Raw genomic sequence first — 16756 nt, 5'->3', positions numbered from 1 at the left:
AGCCATGAAGGTCATCGGCTTCAGCGGGTTCTCGGGTTCGGGCAAGACGACCCTTATCGAACAGGTCATCGCCTGCTTTCGTGCAGCGGGGCAACGGGTGTCGGTCATCAAGCACGCGCACCACAGCTTTGACATCGACCAACCCGGCAAGGACTCCTGGCGCCACCGGCAGGCCGGGGCCTTCGAGGTGGTGGTGGCCTCGAACAAGAGGCTCGCCAAGATTCGCGAGTACGAGGTCGAAGGTGACCCGACGGTTCATCAGCTGCTGGCCGAACTGGCCGATTGCGATTGGGCGCTGGTCGAAGGCTTCAAGCACGCAGACCTGCTCAAGATCGAGATCTGGCGTGCAGAAACCGGCGAGCCCGCGCGCTATGGCGACGACCCCTTCATCGTGGCCGTGGCCACCGACGACCCGAGCAAGCTGCCCAAGCCGACTTCACTGCCCGTGCTCGGCCTGAGCGAGCCGCAGGCGGTGGTTGATTTCCTGATGGCCGACCCGAGCCGCTATGACTACCTCTCGCCCTTCGACGCTGCTGACGCTTGACGAGGCCCTGGCGAGGCTGCTGGCTGCCGTAACGCCCCTCGCGGGCAGCGAAACTGTCTCGACCTTCGATGCGCTTGGCCGCGTTCTCGCGGCTGACGTGAGCTCGCTTGTCGACGTCCCGCCGCTCGACAACAGCGCGATGGACGGCTACGCGATGCGCTGTGCCGACGTGCCGGCCGCCGGCACGCTTCTCCCGGTGAGCCAGCGCGTGGCAGCGGGGGCGGTCGGTACGACCCTGCAGCCCGGCACCGCCGCGCGCATCTTCACCGGCGCACCGGTGCCGCCTGGTGCTGATGCCGTCGTGATGCAGGAGCAGTGCGAGGCTCTCGATGGTGCGGTGCGTGTGAACACCGTGCCAGTGCCCGGCCTGGCCATTCGCCGCCGTGGCGAAGACCTGGCCCACAGAGCCCAGGTGCTGCGGCGCGGCATGCGTCTCACCCCGCAGGCGCTCGGGTTGGCGGCCGCCGCGGGGGCTGCCACGCTCACCGTGGTTCGTCGTCCCCGCGTGGCGCTCTTCTCCACAGGCGATGAACTCGCCATGCCCGGCGAGGCGCTCAAGCCCGGCGGCATCTACAACTCCAATCGATTCGTGCTGCGCGCCTTGCTGCAGTCGCTGGGCTGCGAGTGCACCGACTTCGGGATCGTGCCCGACCGGCTCGCCGCCACGCGCGAGGCGTTGCGGGCGGCGTCCGAGGGCAACGACCTGATCGTCACGAGTGGCGGGGTTTCGGTAGGCGAGGAAGACCATCTGAAGCCTGCCGTCCAGGCGGAGGGCTCGCTCGACCTCTGGCAGATGGCCATCAAGCCCGGCAAACCTCTGGCGTTCGGCAGTGTTCGGCGATCGGGGCAGGGCAGCGCCTGGTTCATCGGCCTGCCTGGCAACCCGGTGTCGAGCTTCATCACCTTCCTGCTGGCTGTGAGGCCGGTGTTGATGCGATTGCAAGGCGCTGATGCGGCGCGCCCGCAAGCCGTGGACTTGCGTGCCGATTTCGACTGGCCGCGCGCCGACAAGCGCCGCGAGTTCTTGCGCGTTCGCCGCAATGCCGACGGCGGCGTCGAACTCTTCGACAACCAGGGGTCGGGCGTTCTCACCTCCACCGTCTGGGCCGATGGGCTGGTCGACAACCCGCCGGAGAACCCGATCCGGCGTGGCGACCCCGTGCGCTTCATTTCGCTTGCGGAGTGGGTGGCATGAAGGTCTCGGTGCGCTACTTCGCCTCGTTGCGCGAGGCGCTCGGCGCCGCCGAATCCGTTGAGGCTGCCGAAGGCAGCACCATCGCCCAACTGCGCGATGCCCTCATCGCACGTGGTGGTGCGCACGCCCAGGCCCTGGCGCGCGGGCGGGCCGTGCGTTGCGCTCTCGACCAAGTGCTGTGCGCCGAGAGCACTGCCCTGCGCGATGGGGCCGAACTGGCGTTCTTCCCCCCCGTCACAGGCGGCTAAACGCCAAGGGAGCGCTTCGCGGCGTCCAGCGCCGCCAGTGCACGCGCCGCGCCTTCAGCGCTTGCCAAGGCATGCGGCGCACGAAGCTCGTTCGCCAGCCATCCCTGCCGAGCCAATACGGCCTTGAAGACGCTCGGGTTGGGTTCTGCAAACAAGGCGTGAACGACGGGCGCCAGCGCATGCCAGAAACGCCGTGCTTCGGTCAGCTTGGATGCGCGAAGCGCGGCGACCAAGCCGGCAAAACTGCTCGTCAACACATGAGCCGACGCGGCGATCGCCCCGGCTCCGCCAAGGCAGAGCGTAGAGAAGATTGCCTCGTCGTTGCCCGCCAGCACGGCCAGGCGGGCGTCTTCGATCAGAGCGCGCGTCTTCTCTGCATCGCCCCCGCAATCCTTGATGGCCACGATGCGCGGGTGGGCCGCCAGGGCCAGCAAGGTGTCGAGGTTGATCGTGACCCCGGTGCGGGCGGGCACGTCGTAGAGCACGACGGGGAGCGTGCTGCCATCGGCCAATTGCCGGTAGTGAGCCAGCAGCCCCGCTTGCGAAGGCCGCAGGTAGTAGGGCGCCGAAACCAGGGCGGCACCCGCACCGGCCTGCGCAAACTGGTGCAGCCGCTCCAGCATCTCGGCTGATTGCGTGCCGGCCAGGCCCATCATCACGGGCCTGGTGTCGGCGCTGCCGATCACCGTATCCAGTACCAGCAATTGCTCGCGATGGCTGAGCGAATGCGCTTCGCCCGTGCTGCCGCAGGCAACGAAGCCGTTGGCGCCTTCGTCCGCAAGATGTCTTGTGAGGCGGCGCAACGCCTCCACATCGACAGCGCCGTCACGCATGGGCGTGACGAGGGGAATCCACAAACCATTGAAATCGAACTGAGCCACAGGGCATCTCCTTGAACGTGAATTGACCGATGACAGGCCCGTTCAAAGGAGCGATGGGATCAGGCTGGGGCGGGTAAGAAAGAAGAAGGGTCTGACGCCTTGCGCTGGTTCCGTCGCTCATCTGAGGACGGAACCGCAACGCTCCGGTCAGGTGAGCGATTGCTTTTTGGCTTTGCGCGCGCATGCAGCCGTGCCTGGGCAGCGCGGAGCGTGGAAGAAGGAGCGCGAAAGCATGGGCGGCATTGTGGCCGACAATGCGATGCATGGTCACCAAGAACGTCACCGTCCAGACCGAGGACTTCGACATTTCCACGGAAGTCGCCGCGCTGCGCGCCGCAGATGCCGGTGTAGGGGCTGTCGTCAGCTTCGTGGGTACGGTGCGCGACCTGAGCGATGGCAAAGGGGTGCAACGAATGGAACTCGAGCACTACCCCGGCATGACCGAGCGTGCGATCGAGGCGATGGTCGACGATGCGCACGAGCGCTTCGACATTCGGGGCGTGCGCATCATCCATCGGGTGGGGCCCCTCGCTCCGCAAGATCAGATCGTGCTCGTCGTCGTTGCATCCGCCCATCGCGGGCAGGCCTTCCAGGCCTGCGAGTTCCTGATGGACTATCTCAAGACCCAGGCCCCCTTCTGGAAAAAGGAGCACACGCCCGAAGGGGCCCACTGGGTGGACGCGCGATCCCAGGACGACGCCGCGCTGCAGCGCTGGGGCATTGCCAGCGGGAACGCTGCCGCATGAGCGCGGCGGGGCAGTTCGTTGCGGTGGGCGTTGGGGCCGCCTGTGGCGCGTGGGTGCGATGGGGCGTGGGTGTCTGGCTGAACGCACGCTGGGCGGGTTTCCCGCTCGGAACTCTCTTGGTCAATTGCGTGGGCGGCCTGCTGATGGGCGCTGCCCTGGCCTGGTTCGCGCGCACGCCCAACGATCTTCTTCGCTTGTTGCTGGTCACGGGCTTTCTGGGCGGGCTGACCACGTTCTCTGCGTTCTCGGGCGAATCGCTCGCTCTGCTGCAGCGCGGTCACGTCGCGCTCGCCATGGCGCATGCCCTGGCCCATGTGGTGGGCTCTCTTGCGTGCGCGGCACTTGGCTTTAGATTGATGCGTGCCCTGCTGGGCTGAGATCCGGCCCCGAGGCTTGAAAACGAGGCCATTCGCCTCACATCCGTTGCAATTCGGAGGATTTCAATGCGTCTCGACAAACTCACCACCAAGTTCCAGGAAGCGCTGGGCGAAGGCCAGAGCCTGGCCGTGACTGGCGACAACCCCTACATCGAACCCGTCCACGTGCTGGCGGCCATGCTGGCCCAGGCCGACGGCCCCCGAGCCTTGCTCGACCGCGCCGGCGTGAACACCGCCAAACTGCAGGCGGCGCTGCAAGGCGAGATCAAGAAGCTGCCTCAGGTTGAAGGCGGCGAGCAGGTGCAGGCCAGCCGCGACACGGCCGCGCTGCTGCAAGGCGCCGAGAAGGAAGCCAGCAAGCGCGGCGACCAGTTCATCTCCAGCGAGATGTTCATCCTGGCCGCGGCTGACAGCAAGACCAGCATCGGGCCGCTGCTCAAGGAGCACGGTGTTTCCCGCAAGTCGCTCGACACCGCCATCGAGGCGGTGCGCGGCGGCCAGAAGGTCGACAGCCCCGAGGCCGAAGGCCAGCGCGAGGCTCTCAAGAAGTACACCCTCGACCTCACCGAGCGTGCGCGCCAGGGCAAGCTCGACCCGGTAATCGGCCGCGACGACGAGATCCGCCGCGCCATCCAGGTGCTGCAGCGGCGCTCCAAGAACAACCCCGTGCTCATCGGTGAGCCGGGCGTGGGCAAGACGGCCATCGTCGAAGGGCTGGCGCAGCGCATCATCGCGGGCGAGGTGCCCGATTCGCTCAAGAACAAGCGCGTGCTGGTGCTCGACATGGCCTTGCTGCTGGCCGGCGCCAAGTTCCGCGGCGAGTTCGAGGAGCGGCTCAAGAGCGTGCTCAAGGAAGTGGCGCAGGACGAAGGCCAGACCATCGTCTTCATCGACGAGATCCACACCATGGTGGGCGCCGGCAAGGCCGAGGGCGCCATCGACGCCGGCAACATGCTCAAGCCCGCGCTCGCGCGTGGCGAGTTGCATTGCATCGGCGCGACCACCCTCGACGAGTACCGCAAGTACGTGGAGAAAGACGCAGCACTGGAGCGCCGCTTCCAGAAGGTGCTGGTCGGCGAGCCGAGCGTCGAGGCCACGATCGCCATCCTGCGCGGCCTGCAGGAGAAGTACGAGGTGCATCATGGCGTGGAGATCACCGACCCGGCCATCGTGGCCGCGGCCGAGCTCTCGCACCGCTACATCACCGACCGCTTCCTGCCCGACAAGGCCATCGACCTGATCGACGAGGCCGCGGCCAAGATCAAGATCGAGATCGACTCCAAGCCGGAGGCGATGGACAAGCTCGACCGCCGGTTGATCCAGTTGCAGATCGAGCGCGAGGCGGTGAAGAAGGAGAAGGACGAGGCTTCGCAGAAGCGGCTCGGCCTGCTCGAGGAAGAGATCACCCGCCTGCAACGCGAGGCCGCCGATCTCGAAGAGATCTGGAAGGCCGAGAAGGCCGCGGCCCAGGGGTCGGCCCATGTGAAGGAAGAGATCGACCGCATCCGAACGCAGATCGAGGAGTTCAAGCGCAAGGGCGATTTCAACAAGGTCGCCGAGCTGCAGTACGGCAAGCTGCCCGAGCTTGAGAAGACGCTCAAGGACGCGCAGGCCAAGGAGCTGAAGAAGGGCGCCCAGCCGGGCCGCCCGCAGCTGCTGCGGACGATGGTCGGTGCCGAAGAGATCGCCGAGGTGGTGGCGCGCGCGACCGGCATCCCCGTGTCCAAGCTGATGCAGGGCGAGCGCGAGAAGCTGCTGCACATGGAGACCAAACTGCACGAGCGAGTGGTGGGGCAAGAGGAAGCCATCAGCGCCGTGTCCAACGCCATCCGCCGTTCACGCTCGGGTTTGAGCGATCCGAACCGGCCGACGGGCTCGTTCCTCTTTCTCGGCCCCACGGGCGTGGGCAAGACCGAGCTCTGCAAGGCCTTGGCGGGCTTCCTGTTCGACAGCGAGGATCACCTGATCCGCGTCGACATGAGCGAGTACATGGAGAAGCATTCGGTGAGCCGCCTGATCGGTGCGCCGCCTGGCTACGTGGGCTATGACGAAGGCGGTGCGCTGACGGAAGCCGTGCGCCGCAAGCCCTACAGCGTGATCCTGCTCGACGAGGTGGAGAAGGCTCACCCCGATGTGTTCAACGTGCTGCTGCAGGTGCTCGACGACGGCCGCCTCACCGATGGCCAGGGCCGCACGGTCGACTTCAAGAACACCGTGATCGTGATGACGAGCAACCTGGGCTCGCACCAGATCATGCAGATGGCGGGGCAGGACAGCGAGATCATCCGCGAAGCGGTGTGGGTCGAGGTGAAGCAGCACTTCCGCCCAGAGTTCCTGAACCGCATCGATGAGACGGTGGTGTTCCATGCGCTCGACCGCAGCAACATCGAATCGATCGCGAAGATCCAGCTCAAGGTGCTGGAGGGCCGCCTGGAGAAGATGGACATGAAGCTCGACGTGTCGCAGGCCGCACTCAGCGAACTGGCGAAGGTCGGCTTCGACCCGGTGTTCGGTGCGCGGCCGCTCAAGCGGGCGATTCAGCAGCGCATCGAGAACCCGGTGTCCAAGCTGATTCTCGAGGGGCGCTTCGGGCCGAAGGATGTGATCCCGGTCGACGTGGAGGACGGGCAGTTCACGTTCAGCCGCGTGGTGCACTGAGCGGTCGATCCACAAGACAAAGGCCCCGGTGGCGACACCGGGGCCTTTGTCGTTGAGGGGGCGTCAGTCTGCGTACGCCCAGAGGTCGACCACGGTGCGGCCGTCGTCTGCGACGAGCCGGAAAGCCGCGGGCTGGTCATCGGCATCGGTCACCAGCACGCCGCTGGCCGATGCCGGCAGCGTGCCGCAGCCGCTCGTGGCAAGCGTCAGCTTGAGCGTCCCGGCGAAGCTGCCTGCGCTTACGGTGCCGCTCAGCTTGCACGTGGACGTTCCTGCCGCGAGGCTTCCGTCGGCCGCGAGCGTGAAGTCGGCACTGCCGTTGTCGAGCGCGACGCGGTACCTGCCGGCGAGTGCGGCCACGGTAGGCGTGCTCACGGCCACGGCGCTCTTGGTGGCGAGAGCGACATTGACGGCATTCGCGGCGGCCGGCACGGCGGTCCACGCGCCGCCGCTGGCCGCGCGCCGATAGACCTGGTGCGTGCGCTCGTCCGCACCTTGAAGCACGAGCAGGCGGCTGCCGTCGGCGGCGGCGTAGTACTTGCCGGTGGTCAGTGCTTCGGCGGTGCCGACGGAGACAGCGTAGGTGCCGGTGCCAGCGTCTTCGACGGCGATGGTCGGCGCTGGTTCTGCGGCGTCGTCACCGCCGCAGGCGGCAAGCGCGGCCAGCAGCGCGCACGCGAGGCCGCTCAGGAGAAGTCGGTTCATCCAGTCGCCCCTCATTGCGCAAACAGGTTGCGCAGGCGCAGGCGCAGCCACTGCTGTCCGGCTGGGCGGTGGTCGTATGCGAGCTGCATCGCGCTGACCGAGATCTTGGTGCGGTTGACGACGGATTCGTCCTCGGCCTGCGCGGCGCTCGGCTGCGCCTGATTGATGGCGCCGCCCATGCCGTAGGTCGTGACGCCGTTGGCCGTCGACACGTTGAACTTCAGCGTGTACTGATCGAAGCTGCCGATGCGCGAGAACGCGAATGGCGTGGTCGCGCTGACGTTGCTCGGGAAGTTGACGTTCAGCGCCAGGCCGCTGGGCAGCAGCGCACCGGCGCCGGCCTTCGCGACCAACTCCCTGATGAGCTTGACCGTCTGCTGGGCGACGACGGCCGAGTTCGCGTTGGCGAGGTTGGTGTCGTCCACGGTGTTCGACCCGGCGCTCAGAGCGATCGACGGGATGCCGCGAATCGCGGCCGCCTGCGCGTTGCCGATGGTGCCGGAGTTCAGCACCAGCTTGCCGATGTTCTGCCCTTCGTTCGGGCCGGAGAGCACCAAGTCGGGCGCCTTGGACCAACGCTGGTGCGCAACGATGTCGAGGCCGTACATCGCCGCCATCACCGGCGTGCCGTGGGCGTAGAAGAAGTCGCCGTTCGTGTAGCCGGCCTTGGTGAAGGGGCCGGCCGCGGGTGCGCCAACCGGCGCCGCACCGTTGTGGCAGCCGTTCTCGGCGGTGATTTGTGCATCGTTCGTCGCGGCGATCACGGTGCTGCTGTACATCACGATGCCGCCGCTGCGGCCGCTCTGCGGGCTGCACGGCACGGAGACGATGACGTCGTGGCCGTCAGCCTTCAGCGCGTCGTACAGCGCTTTGAGGTTGCTGGTCAGGCCGTCGTCGTTCGTGACCAGGATGTTGAGGGCGAAGGCGGGGCTCGCGAGGGCGAGCAGGGCGGCACCAGCGAGGGCGCGGAACTGCGAAGGCATGGGGTGTGATGCGGGTTGAGGCGACTGCCGGGCTTGGCAGACCGGGCCGCATCATCCCGATGCTTCGTGACGACTCGGTGACGCGCTCGCTTCAGAACCGCGAAGCCGTGCGAACAGCGTTCATTCCGCGTCGGAGGGCCGCGATGCGGTGAGCAGAGCCTTGGCGGCCTCGATCCGCAGAGCGAGGGGCGCGGCAAGGTCGTTCATCACATGCAGCAGGAAGCTGCGCGGGTCGGTGAACGAGGTGGATGCTCCCGCGGTCGAGGAAGCGGCCTGTGTCAGCGCGCTCGGTTCTGCCGCGGGCGGTGGTGTGCTCAGCGCAGCCGATGCCGCTCCCCATTGGTCCGCAGAGATGGTGCGCAGCGCGGTCAACAGATCGGCTTGCCCGTCGGCGCCTGGCGGGATGTCCAGCCAGGGTGTTTCGGCAAACACTGGTGCGAGATCGCGCGCGATGAAGGCTGACCAGTTGCCGCCGGCTTGTTCGGCGGGCACGCGAGGGCGTGCCTCGCCGATGTACGTGTGCACGCGGGGCGCGGGCAGGTCTGACAGGTGGCGAGCACGCAGCCCGTCGAGGAACGCTTGCCCAGCGGCAGGTGTGACTGGCGTGGCCAAAGCGAACCACAACTGGAAGCCGTTCGTGCCCGACACCGCGATGGCTGGGGCGGGGAGTTCGAGCGCTTCTTGCACGCCCTGCCAGACGTTCGATAGACGTTGCCAGGCGTCGGTGCCGGTGAGTTCGAGAACGAGCGCTCGCACCGCTTGCTGCGGCTCGGTGGTGAGCGGGCCGTAGAGGCGGTCGAGTTGGGTGGCGAGGCGGTCCATCTGTGGATTGTGTCTCGCCACGTGCTCGCCGCCTGCCGGGGCGGCTGTGGAGGGCGCCGATACCCTGTAAGCGATCAGCTTCCGGAGTTGTCGAGCACCGCGTCCATGCGCTGGATCTGCAAGCGCGCAAGCGTCAGGTTGGCGTGCGTCTTGTCGAGCACGGCGTGGAGCGCCAGGCCGGGGTGCTTGTGCACGGCGCGCAGCAGCAAGTGATGGGTGCCGAGCGTGATCGCGGCTTCGGGCAGCGTGTGGCCGAGGCCCAGTGTGCGGCTGGTCTGCGACATGGCGGCAAGCAGGGTGGCACCGTGTTGCGCCAGTTCGTCGGCGCCGGGCCGCGCGCCGGCATGCAGCACCGGCTGGCCGGTAGCCACGTCGAAGATCGCCACGCTCACCATGCCGGTCAGCCCGACGAGTTGTTCCACGTACCGTGCCAAAAGCGAATCCGCTGGCTTGGGCTCTGCTTGGCCTACGGTGGGCATGGGCTTCATGGCCAGGGGGGCGGTGGGCGATGGGGCGGGCGCGGGTGGCTGCGCGACGGGCGCAACCGGCGCCGCACCGGCAGGGCGGTTGCTGGCGCCGGGCAATTGAGGCAGCGGGCCGCGAGCATCCGTGTGCAGGGTTTCGCGCAGCCGGTTCCATGTGCCGCTGATGAAGGCCCAGGCGTCGGCGGGCCGTGTCACCTGCGGTGTGGTGCGCACGTGCACGCCGGTGCCGCGGCTGAGCTCGGTGCCTTGTTGAGTGAGCGCGGTGGAGGTCGCCAACGGCAGCAGCAGCATCTGCCGGTTGTGCCAAGTGTTGCGGATCATCGCCTCGCGCAGCGGCTCGAAGGTGGACTGCAGCAGGTGCGGCGGCATGTCGCCCACCAGCATCACGCCGAGGCGGCTGTAGCTCAAGAGAACGCGCGCGATTTCCTGCCGGGCGACGGTGTCGGCATCGGTCTCCGTGGAGTAAATGCGCAACGAGCGCCGGCCTTCGGTGAAGTCGATGAACTCGATCGTGGCGAGCGAGGTGCCATACCCCTGGCGGCGCACGACGAGTTTCTGCACATGGCGGCTGCTGGCTGCGGCCACGCCCGCGAGGAGCTTGCGCGATGACTGCGTGCCCACGTCATGCAGCGCGATGAACTCGGGCTGCAGGTGGTCGAACTGCTGCTGCAGCGCTTCGCCCGGGTCGCACGAGACGAACAGCTCGCGCTGCACCGGGTTGATCTGGCGGCCGATGTCGGGCGCCGCACCGCCCTCGTGGTCGTCGTCGCGTTCCAGCAGTTGCGTCGCGACGATGGTCTGCGCGCGCGTGGCCTGCCAGCCGTCGTCGTCGCCGGTGGGGGTTGAGGGGTGGCTGGTGGGGTAGGTCGACATGAGTGGCCTTGCCAATCGCCGCAGTGTAGGGCGAATGTTTCAAAGTGTGACGTGATGCGATGCGGACGATTTCACAACGGCTGGGCGGCTGCGCACATCCCTAAGGCCAAGCAGGGCGTCGTGTGCCTGGCCGGTCTGCGAGGCACCCCGTCGATAGAATCTCCGGCTCCCTCGAACTTCGGCTCCGAACCGCCATGACCACCCCCGTGTCCGCCTCGTCGAAGCTCCCCGTGGTGATCGTCGGTGCGGGGCTCGCGGGCCTGACCGTGGCCTTGCATCTGGCGGAGACCCAGCCGGTGGTCGTACTGGCCAAGCGCAGCAGGAACGAGGGCGCGACGGCCTGGGCGCAGGGCGGCATCGTCGGCGTGCTGGGCACGGACGACAGCATCGAATCCCATGTACGCGACACGCAAGACGCCGGCGCCGGCCTGGTCGACGAGCACACCGCGCGCTTCATTGCCGAACACAGCGCAGCGGCGATCGAGTGGCTGGTGGCGCGTGGTGTTCCGTTCTCGCCCGACCCCGACGGCCCGCTCGGCCTGCATCTCACACGTGAAGGCGGCCATGCGGTGCGCCGAATCGCCCACGCAGCCGATGCGACCGGCAAGGCCATCCACGATGTACTGCTCGATGAAGTGGCGCGCCACCCGAACATCCGCCTGCTGGAGCGCTGGATGGCGGTGGATGTGATCACCTCGCGGCACCTCAAGATCGACGAACAGCCGCGCTGCTACGGCGTCTACGCGCTCGACATCGCCGCCCAGCGCGTCGAGACCCTGCCTGCAGCGGCGGTCGTGATGGCAACGGGCGGCGCGGGCAAGGTCTACCGCTACACCACAAACCCCGACACGTCGACGGGTGATGGCATCGCGATGGCCTGGCGGGCCGGTGCGCGCGTGGGCAACATGGAGTTCATCCAGTTCCACCCGACCTGCCTGTACCACCCGCAGGAGCGCAGCTTTCTCATTACCGAGGCCCTGCGCGGCGAGGGCGGGCAGCTCAAGCTGCCGGACGGCACGCGCTTCATGTTCGAGCACGACGAGCGCGGTGAACTGGCACCGCGAGACATCGTGGCCCGCGCGATCGACTTCGAAATGAAGAAGCATGGCGTTGACTACGTGCTGCTCGATGCCACGCACCTGGGCGCCGAGTTCCTCAAGGAGCACTTCCCGACCATTTATGCGCGCTGCCTCAAGCTCGGCATCGACATCACGCAGCAGCCCATTCCGGTGGTGCCGGCGGCGCACTACACCTGCGGAGGTGTGGTCACCGATCTGAAGGGCCGCAGCGACCTGCCCGGCCTGTATGCCGTGGGCGAGACCACCTACACCGGCCTGCATGGCGCGAACCGGCTGGCAAGCAACTCGCTGCTCGAGTGCGTGGTGCTGGGCAAGACCTGCGCCGACGACATCATGGCGCGCTCGGCGGAGTCGACACCCGTGCTGCCCGCCTGGGACGAGAGCCAGGTCGAGAACGCCGATGAGCAGGTCGTCATCGCCCACAACTGGGACGAACTGCGCCTGCTGATGTGGAACTACGTGGGCATCGTGCGAACCACCAAGCGCCTGGAACGCGCTCTGCACCGCATCCAGCTCCTGCGCAGCGAGATCGACGACTACTACGGCAGCTTCCGTGTCACGCGCGACTTGCTCGAACTGCGCAACCTGGTCGACTGCGCCGAGCTGATCGTGCGCTCGGCCCTGATGCGCCACGAGAGCCGCGGCCTGCACTACAGCCGCGACTTCCCGCAGACGCTGCCGGTGAGCTTCCCGACGATCCTGATGCGCCCGGCGGGGCGCTCGCGTGGCAAGCCGCAGGCCCAGGGGGCAGGGCCGACGGGCCTCTGGCGCTGATCAGGCGGCTTGCGAGTGAGTTGACGGCAGCGAGATGCGTGAATGGCAGTCACGCTCTTGATCGTCAGCTGATCGGGGCGCCGGGCCCAGCCCCCGCGAGCATGACCCGGCCGAGGCGCCTGCTCATGCGGATTTTTCCTGCGGGTGTGCGTTCGGCAAGGCGGCAAGGGCGGTGCGAAGCGCTTCAACCTGTCGCACCAGCGGCGCGGGAGCGGGCTGCTCGCCGCTGATGACGGATTGGATATACACCGCCGTGGTGGCGGCGTCGCAGGTGCGCGGCAACACTGGTAATTCACGCAGAACGCCATCGTGCGCTGACGTGCTGAGATCGCTGCGCAGCACGCCGTCGATGAATACATCGAGCCGCGGTGTGCGGCGCGGGTCGGCCACCGGCTCGCCTTCGGTGCCGCGCATGAGCATGGCGTTGGCCACCGTGTGTTGCAAGAACTCGGTGAGCATGGTCGCGTATTCGGGGTGCGTGTAGTTCACCACGCGCAGTGCCGTGCCCGCAGCACAGGGGTCGAGCAGTTTGGCCACGGTATGCCCCGAGTTGCGCAGGCCGATGGTCCAGCGCGCGTCGAGCAATCGCGCCAGTGGCGGGCAGAGCGCGTCGGTGCGCATGTAGACCGGCTCGTGGCGTTGCCAGGCCGCGGCCACGTCTTCGGCGTCGCGTGCCATGGGCAGACCCAGGTCGTGAAAGATCTCGGCCGTGGTCACGCGGCTTGGGTCTTCGGGCATGCCGTGTACGAGCACCGGGATGTCCTCCTGCGCCAGCAACAGGGCCAGCAGCGGAGTCAGGTTGGGCAGCTTGCGCGCACCGTTGTACGACGGCAGGATCACCGCCGGCCGGCTGGTGGCGATGGGCACGCAGCGCTCGGTGGCGGCCTTCAGGAAGCCGGCGGTCTCGGCCACGGTTTCGCCCTTGATGCGCATGGCCAGCGCGAAGGCGCCGAGTTCGAGATCGGTGATGCGGCCATCGAGCACCTGGCACATCAGGTCGTGCGCCTGTTCTGCGCCGAGCGACCGCGCGCCGTCCTTGCCGCGGCCGATTTCCTTGATGTAGTGGCTGATGCTCATGGTGTGTCCCTGATTCCGTATCCGCAAGACCCGGGCCATGCAATGCACACCGGGGACCGCGATTCTAGAAACCGGCGGTCACCCCACGCGAACCTGCATGCGGATCATGCGCTTGAGTTCAGGGATGCACGAGCCGCAGTTGGTGCCGCACTTGAGCGCACCTTGCAGTTGCGCGAGTTGCTCGTCGGGCTCGCCCTGGCAGCTTTCGAGCGTGCCGAGGATGTCGGGCTCCGATACGTTGAAGCAGGTGCAGACCTGCCGCCCGCGCGATTGCACCGCCACCGGCGCGCGTGCGCCAGGCACCAGCAGCAGGCGGCCATAGGCCTGCGCGGGCAACTCGTCTTGCAACAGCGGCTTGATCCAGACCTCGGCGCTGATGTCGCCGCCGAGCAAGAAGCCTTCGAGCTGCACCTTCTCGCCGACCTGCGCCAGCCGCATGGTGCGGCGCTGGCCACGCCGCTTGTCGACGTAGTGCAGCACCTCGGCGCCGCCCAGGCCCAGGATGCCTTCGATGCGCGCCATCAGTTCGTCGGGTGGCGCTTCGTACGCGGCGGCGCGGAACAGCACACCCGTACGCTCGCGCCCGAAGGGCACGCAGCTCGCGAAGGTGAAGGCACCCATCTCGGCCTTGAGCTGCTGGCGTGCGAGCATGGCCTTGTCTTCGGGCAACCAAGCCACGCCGAGCAGCCGCCATGGCAGCTCGGCCTTCAGGATCTTGATGGCGGCGTGTTTGAGTTCGGGCTGCTTGGACTTGGGGCAGAACACCGGCGTGGTCAGCGCATTGATGCCCGTCATGCGCGCACCCGTGCTGGTGCTGCCCGATACGTACTCCTCGCCCCAGTGCATGGCCACGAACGCCTGTGTGGTGGCGACTTGCTCGCTGGCGCGGGCGGGCATCACGATCGAGCCCCGGCGCGAAGTCAGGTAGACGAGGTCGCCTTCGTTGAGAGACAGGCGCGTCATGTCCTGCGCGTTCAGCTCGACGCAGGGTTCGGGCACGTGGCCGAACAGACGGCCGATGGTGCCCGTGCGGCTCATGCCGTGCCACTGATCGCGCAGCCGGCCGGTGTTGAGAGAGAACGGGTAGCGCGCGTCTCGCGGTTCGGCCACCTTGTCGTAGTCGACGTCGGCGAACTGCGCGCGCCCGCTGGCTGTCGGGAAGACGCCGTCTTCGTACAGGCGCACGCGCCCGTCGCTGGCGCCCTCGGGGAATGGCCACTGCGCGGGCTTGGCTTCGATGCGGGCATAGCTCAGGCCGGTGATGTCGAGGTCACGGCCGCGGGTGCTTTCGCGGTGCTCGTTCCACACCGACTCGGGCGTGTCGTACGGGAACAGCGTGGGGCGGCCTGGGCGGAGTACTTTCTCAAGGCGCTGAGCGAAATCGACCACCGTTGCCCAGTCGTGGCGGGCAGCGCCGGGCGCGGTGATGGTCGGGCGCACGCGGGTGATGCGGCGCTCGCTGTTGGTGACGGTGCCATCCTTTTCGCCCCAGGTGGTGGCCGGGAGCAGAAGGTCGGCGTAGTCGCAGGTGGCGGTCGAGTTGAAGGCTTCCTGCACGACGACGAACTCGGCCCGTTCCAGCGCGCGGCGCACGGTGGTCTGGTCGGGCATGGACTGGGCCGGGTTGGTACAGGCGATCCAGAGCGCCTTGATCTGGCCGTCGGCCGCCGCTTCGAACATCTCGACGGCGGTCTGGCCCGGGGCGGCGGGCACGTCGTCGACACCCCACAGGCTGGCCACTTCGGCGCGGTGAGCGGCGTTCGCGAGGTCGCGGTGGGCGCTCAACAGGTTTGCGAGCCCGCCGACTTCCCGGCCACCCATCGCATTGGGTTGCCCGGTGAGAGAGAAGGGGCCCGCACCCGGCTTGCCGATCTGGCCAGTGGCCAGGTGCAGGTTGATGAGTGCGGCGTTCTTGGCCGTGCCGCTGCTGCTCTGGTTGAGCCCCTGGCAGTAGAGCGAGAGCGTGCGGCCATTCGCCTCGCCGAACCAGCGCGCGGCCTGCAGCAGGGCGTCTTCGGTGATGCCGCAGACGGTGGCGACTTCCTTGGCATTGAAGTTGCGCACTCGGTTGCGCAGCGCGTCGAAGCCTTGCGTGTGGGCGTTGATGTAGGTCTGATCGATGAGGCCTTCCCAGAGCATCACGTGCAGCATGCCGTGATAGAGCGCGACATCGGTGCCGGGCAGGATCTGCAAATGCAGGTCGGCCATCTCGGCCGTCTCGGTGCGGCGCGGGTCGACGACGATGATCCGCATGCCGGGGTTGGCGCGCTTCGCGTCTTCGATGCGGCGGAAGAAGATCGGGTGCGCGTAGGCGGTGTTCGACCCCGTGATGAAGAGCGTGGTCGCGTGCTTGACGTCGTCGTAGCAGGCCGGTGGCGCGTCGGCGCCCAGCGTGGCCTTGTAGCCGGCCACCGCGCTGCTCATGCACAAGCGCGAATTGGTGTCGACGTTGTTGGTGCCGATCAACCCCTTGGCGAGCTTGTTGAAGACGTAGTAGTCCTCGGTCAGCAACTGGCCCGAGATGTAGAAGCCCACAGCGTCGGGCCCGTGCGCACGGATCACGCTGGCGAACTTGTCGCTTGCCAGGGTGAGTGCGGCATCCCATGACATCGCTTGTGCGGGTTGCTTGCGGGCAGGGCGATGGGCGGGCTGCAGCAGGCGGGCCTGCAGCGTGATGGGCTGGCTGGCCGTGTGGTGCAGGGTGCTGCCCTTCGTGCACAGGCGGCCAAAGTTGGCGGGGTGATCGGGGTCGCCCCGCACACCGGTGATCTGCGTCCCGTCGCTCTCGACGATGACGCCGCATCCCACGCCGCAGTACGGGCAGGTGGTACGTGTTTCCTGCATGTCGACTCCCCTGCTGGGCAGGTTCAAGGTGTATGGGGTGTCTGTACGTCGAAGACTTGCCCACCGCCTACAGCGCCGCGGGTCGCACACGGACCGGCCACAGGCAGGGCCAGGTCGACACCCAGGGAGCCGAGCTCGTCGGAGTCGAGATAGATCGCGCCGTCTTCCAGCTTGACGGCGAACTTGGGAACGCAGCCCTCGTCGGGCTCCTTCACACGGCCGTCAGCCAGGCCGATGCTCATGTTGTGCAGCGGGCAGGCGACGTTGGTGCCAAAGACGATGCCCTGGCTGAGAGGGCCGCCCTTGTGCGGGCAGCGGTCGAGGATGGCGAAGATCTGGTCGTCTTGGGCGCGAAACACGGCTACGGGCGCACCTTTGGCGCGCGTGACGCGACGCGCGCCCAGCGGCGTGATGTCTTCGGTGTGGCAGATGAGAGTCCAGTGGGGCATGAAGCGAGTCTCGATA

Annotated in this window: 15 protein-coding genes; 7 read left to right on the top strand and 8 right to left on the bottom strand. The window is 67.5% G+C overall.

The features are described from left to right. Nucleotides 1-4: 4 nt before the first annotated feature. The 3 genes from mobB to AC1KAR_RS02215 are packed head-to-tail and all read left to right on the top strand — an operon-like array spanning nt 5 to nt 1987. On the top strand, nt 5-544 hold the full coding sequence (gene mobB / locus AC1KAR_RS02225) for a molybdopterin-guanine dinucleotide biosynthesis protein B (RefSeq protein ID WP_480314274.1): 540 nt from the start codon (nt 5-7) through the stop codon (nt 542-544). Further along, nucleotides 507-1739, top strand: coding sequence for a molybdopterin molybdotransferase MoeA (locus AC1KAR_RS02220; RefSeq protein WP_480314272.1), 1233 nt, complete (start codon nt 507-509; stop codon nt 1737-1739). Before mobB ends, AC1KAR_RS02220 begins: the two co-directional genes overlap by 38 nt. After that, nucleotides 1736-1987, top strand: a complete 252-nt coding sequence (locus AC1KAR_RS02215) for a MoaD/ThiS family protein (RefSeq protein WP_480314270.1) — start codon at nt 1736-1738, stop codon at nt 1985-1987. Before AC1KAR_RS02220 ends, AC1KAR_RS02215 begins: the two co-directional genes overlap by 4 nt. Here the strand turns inward: AC1KAR_RS02215 and dapA are convergent. Next, the gene (dapA, locus tag AC1KAR_RS02210; protein ID WP_480314268.1) at nt 1984-2868 is read right to left on the bottom strand and encodes a 4-hydroxy-tetrahydrodipicolinate synthase; all 885 of its coding nucleotides are present in this window, start codon (nt 2866-2868) and stop codon (nt 1984-1986) included. The two genes, AC1KAR_RS02215 and dapA, sit on opposite strands and share 4 nt — an antisense overlap. Before the next feature lie 263 nt (nt 2869-3131). Between dapA and AC1KAR_RS02205 the strand changes: the two genes are divergently transcribed. The 3 genes from AC1KAR_RS02205 (at nt 3132) to clpB (ending at nt 6649) form a co-directional block, all read left to right on the top strand. After that, on the top strand, nt 3132-3614 hold the full coding sequence (locus AC1KAR_RS02205; protein ID WP_480314266.1) for a molybdenum cofactor biosynthesis protein MoaE: 483 nt from the start codon (nt 3132-3134) through the stop codon (nt 3612-3614). After that, nucleotides 3611-3991, top strand: a complete 381-nt coding sequence (gene crcB / locus AC1KAR_RS02200; protein WP_480314264.1) for a fluoride efflux transporter CrcB — start codon at nt 3611-3613, stop codon at nt 3989-3991. The genes AC1KAR_RS02205 and crcB overlap by 4 nt, the downstream gene beginning before the upstream one ends. Nucleotides 3992-4057: 66 nt before the next feature. Next, entirely contained in the window at nt 4058-6649 is a 2592-nt protein-coding gene (gene clpB, locus AC1KAR_RS02195) for an ATP-dependent chaperone ClpB (protein WP_480314262.1), read from the top strand. 63 nt (nt 6650-6712) lie between these two features. Here clpB and AC1KAR_RS02190 read toward each other — a convergent pair whose 3' ends face one another. The 4 genes from AC1KAR_RS02190 to AC1KAR_RS02175 all read right to left on the bottom strand — a co-directional run bounded on the left by AC1KAR_RS02190 (nt 6713) and on the right by AC1KAR_RS02175 (nt 10517). Beyond that, complete coding sequence (locus tag AC1KAR_RS02190) at nt 6713-7354, bottom strand: hypothetical protein (RefSeq protein ID WP_480314260.1); 642 nt, start codon at nt 7352-7354, stop codon at nt 6713-6715. An 11-nt stretch (nt 7355-7365) separates the two neighbouring features. Continuing rightward, entirely contained in the window at nt 7366-8337 is a 972-nt protein-coding gene (surE, locus tag AC1KAR_RS02185; protein ID WP_480314258.1) for a 5'/3'-nucleotidase SurE, read from the bottom strand. A gap of 120 nt (nt 8338-8457) precedes the next feature. Then, nucleotides 8458-9159 (bottom strand): hypothetical protein, encoded by a 702-nt coding sequence (locus AC1KAR_RS02180; RefSeq protein WP_480314256.1) that lies wholly within the window; start codon nt 9157-9159, stop codon nt 8458-8460. A 74-nt stretch (nt 9160-9233) separates the two neighbouring features. Continuing rightward, nucleotides 9234-10517, bottom strand: coding sequence for a roadblock/LC7 domain-containing protein (locus tag AC1KAR_RS02175; protein WP_480314254.1), 1284 nt, complete (start codon nt 10515-10517; stop codon nt 9234-9236). Between the two features lie 122 nt (nt 10518-10639). Between AC1KAR_RS02175 and nadB the strand changes: the two genes are divergently transcribed. Further along, a complete protein-coding gene (gene nadB, locus AC1KAR_RS02170; RefSeq protein WP_480314252.1) occupies nt 10640-12370 on the top strand; it encodes an L-aspartate oxidase in 1731 nt (576 codons plus the stop codon). Between the two features lie 123 nt (nt 12371-12493). Here nadB and ybiB read toward each other — a convergent pair whose 3' ends face one another. The 3 genes from ybiB to nirD all read right to left on the bottom strand — a co-directional run bounded on the left by ybiB (nt 12494) and on the right by nirD (nt 16740). Next, a complete protein-coding gene (gene ybiB / locus AC1KAR_RS02165) occupies nt 12494-13447 on the bottom strand; it encodes a DNA-binding protein YbiB (protein WP_480314250.1) in 954 nt (317 codons plus the stop codon). Between the two features lie 78 nt (nt 13448-13525). Next, nucleotides 13526-16291, bottom strand: a complete 2766-nt coding sequence (locus tag AC1KAR_RS02160; RefSeq protein ID WP_480314248.1) for a nitrate reductase — start codon at nt 16289-16291, stop codon at nt 13526-13528. A gap of 23 nt (nt 16292-16314) precedes the next feature. Further along, nucleotides 16315-16740, bottom strand: a complete 426-nt coding sequence (gene nirD / locus AC1KAR_RS02155; protein WP_480314247.1) for a nitrite reductase small subunit NirD — start codon at nt 16738-16740, stop codon at nt 16315-16317. Nucleotides 16741-16756 lie beyond the last annotated feature (16 nt).

This window comes from Piscinibacter sp. PDB1-1, from assembly GCF_056675995.1.
Note: the sequence above shows the minus strand (reverse complement) of the source record. Positions and strands in the feature narration are given on the sequence as shown.

Bases quoted from the DNA above. Each gene is read 5' to 3' on its own strand.
- clpB (WP_480314262.1), top strand. From the start codon at position 4,058: ATGCGTCTCGACAAACTCACCACCAAGTTCCAGGAAGCGCTGGGCGAA.
- AC1KAR_RS02175 (WP_480314254.1), bottom strand. From the start codon at position 10,517: ATGTCGACCTACCCCACCAGCCACCCCTCAACCCCCACCGGCGACGAC.
- AC1KAR_RS02215 (WP_480314270.1), top strand. From the start codon at position 1,736: ATGAAGGTCTCGGTGCGCTACTTCGCCTCGTTGCGCGAGGCGCTCGGC.
- AC1KAR_RS02160 (WP_480314248.1), bottom strand. From the start codon at position 16,291: ATGCAGGAAACACGTACCACCTGCCCGTACTGCGGCGTGGGATGCGGC.
- mobB (WP_480314274.1), top strand. From the start codon at position 5: ATGAAGGTCATCGGCTTCAGCGGGTTCTCGGGTTCGGGCAAGACGACC.
- nirD (WP_480314247.1), bottom strand. From the start codon at position 16,740: ATGCCCCACTGGACTCTCATCTGCCACACCGAAGACATCACGCCGCTG.
- AC1KAR_RS02190 (WP_480314260.1), bottom strand. From the start codon at position 7,354: ATGAACCGACTTCTCCTGAGCGGCCTCGCGTGCGCGCTGCTGGCCGCG.
- crcB (WP_480314264.1), top strand. From the start codon at position 3,611: ATGAGCGCGGCGGGGCAGTTCGTTGCGGTGGGCGTTGGGGCCGCCTGT.
- AC1KAR_RS02220 (WP_480314272.1), top strand. From the start codon at position 507: ATGACTACCTCTCGCCCTTCGACGCTGCTGACGCTTGACGAGGCCCTG.
- surE (WP_480314258.1), bottom strand. From the start codon at position 8,337: ATGCCTTCGCAGTTCCGCGCCCTCGCTGGTGCCGCCCTGCTCGCCCTC.
- AC1KAR_RS02180 (WP_480314256.1), bottom strand. From the start codon at position 9,159: ATGGACCGCCTCGCCACCCAACTCGACCGCCTCTACGGCCCGCTCACC.
- ybiB (WP_480314250.1), bottom strand. From the start codon at position 13,447: ATGAGCATCAGCCACTACATCAAGGAAATCGGCCGCGGCAAGGACGGC.
- AC1KAR_RS02205 (WP_480314266.1), top strand. From the start codon at position 3,132: ATGGTCACCAAGAACGTCACCGTCCAGACCGAGGACTTCGACATTTCC.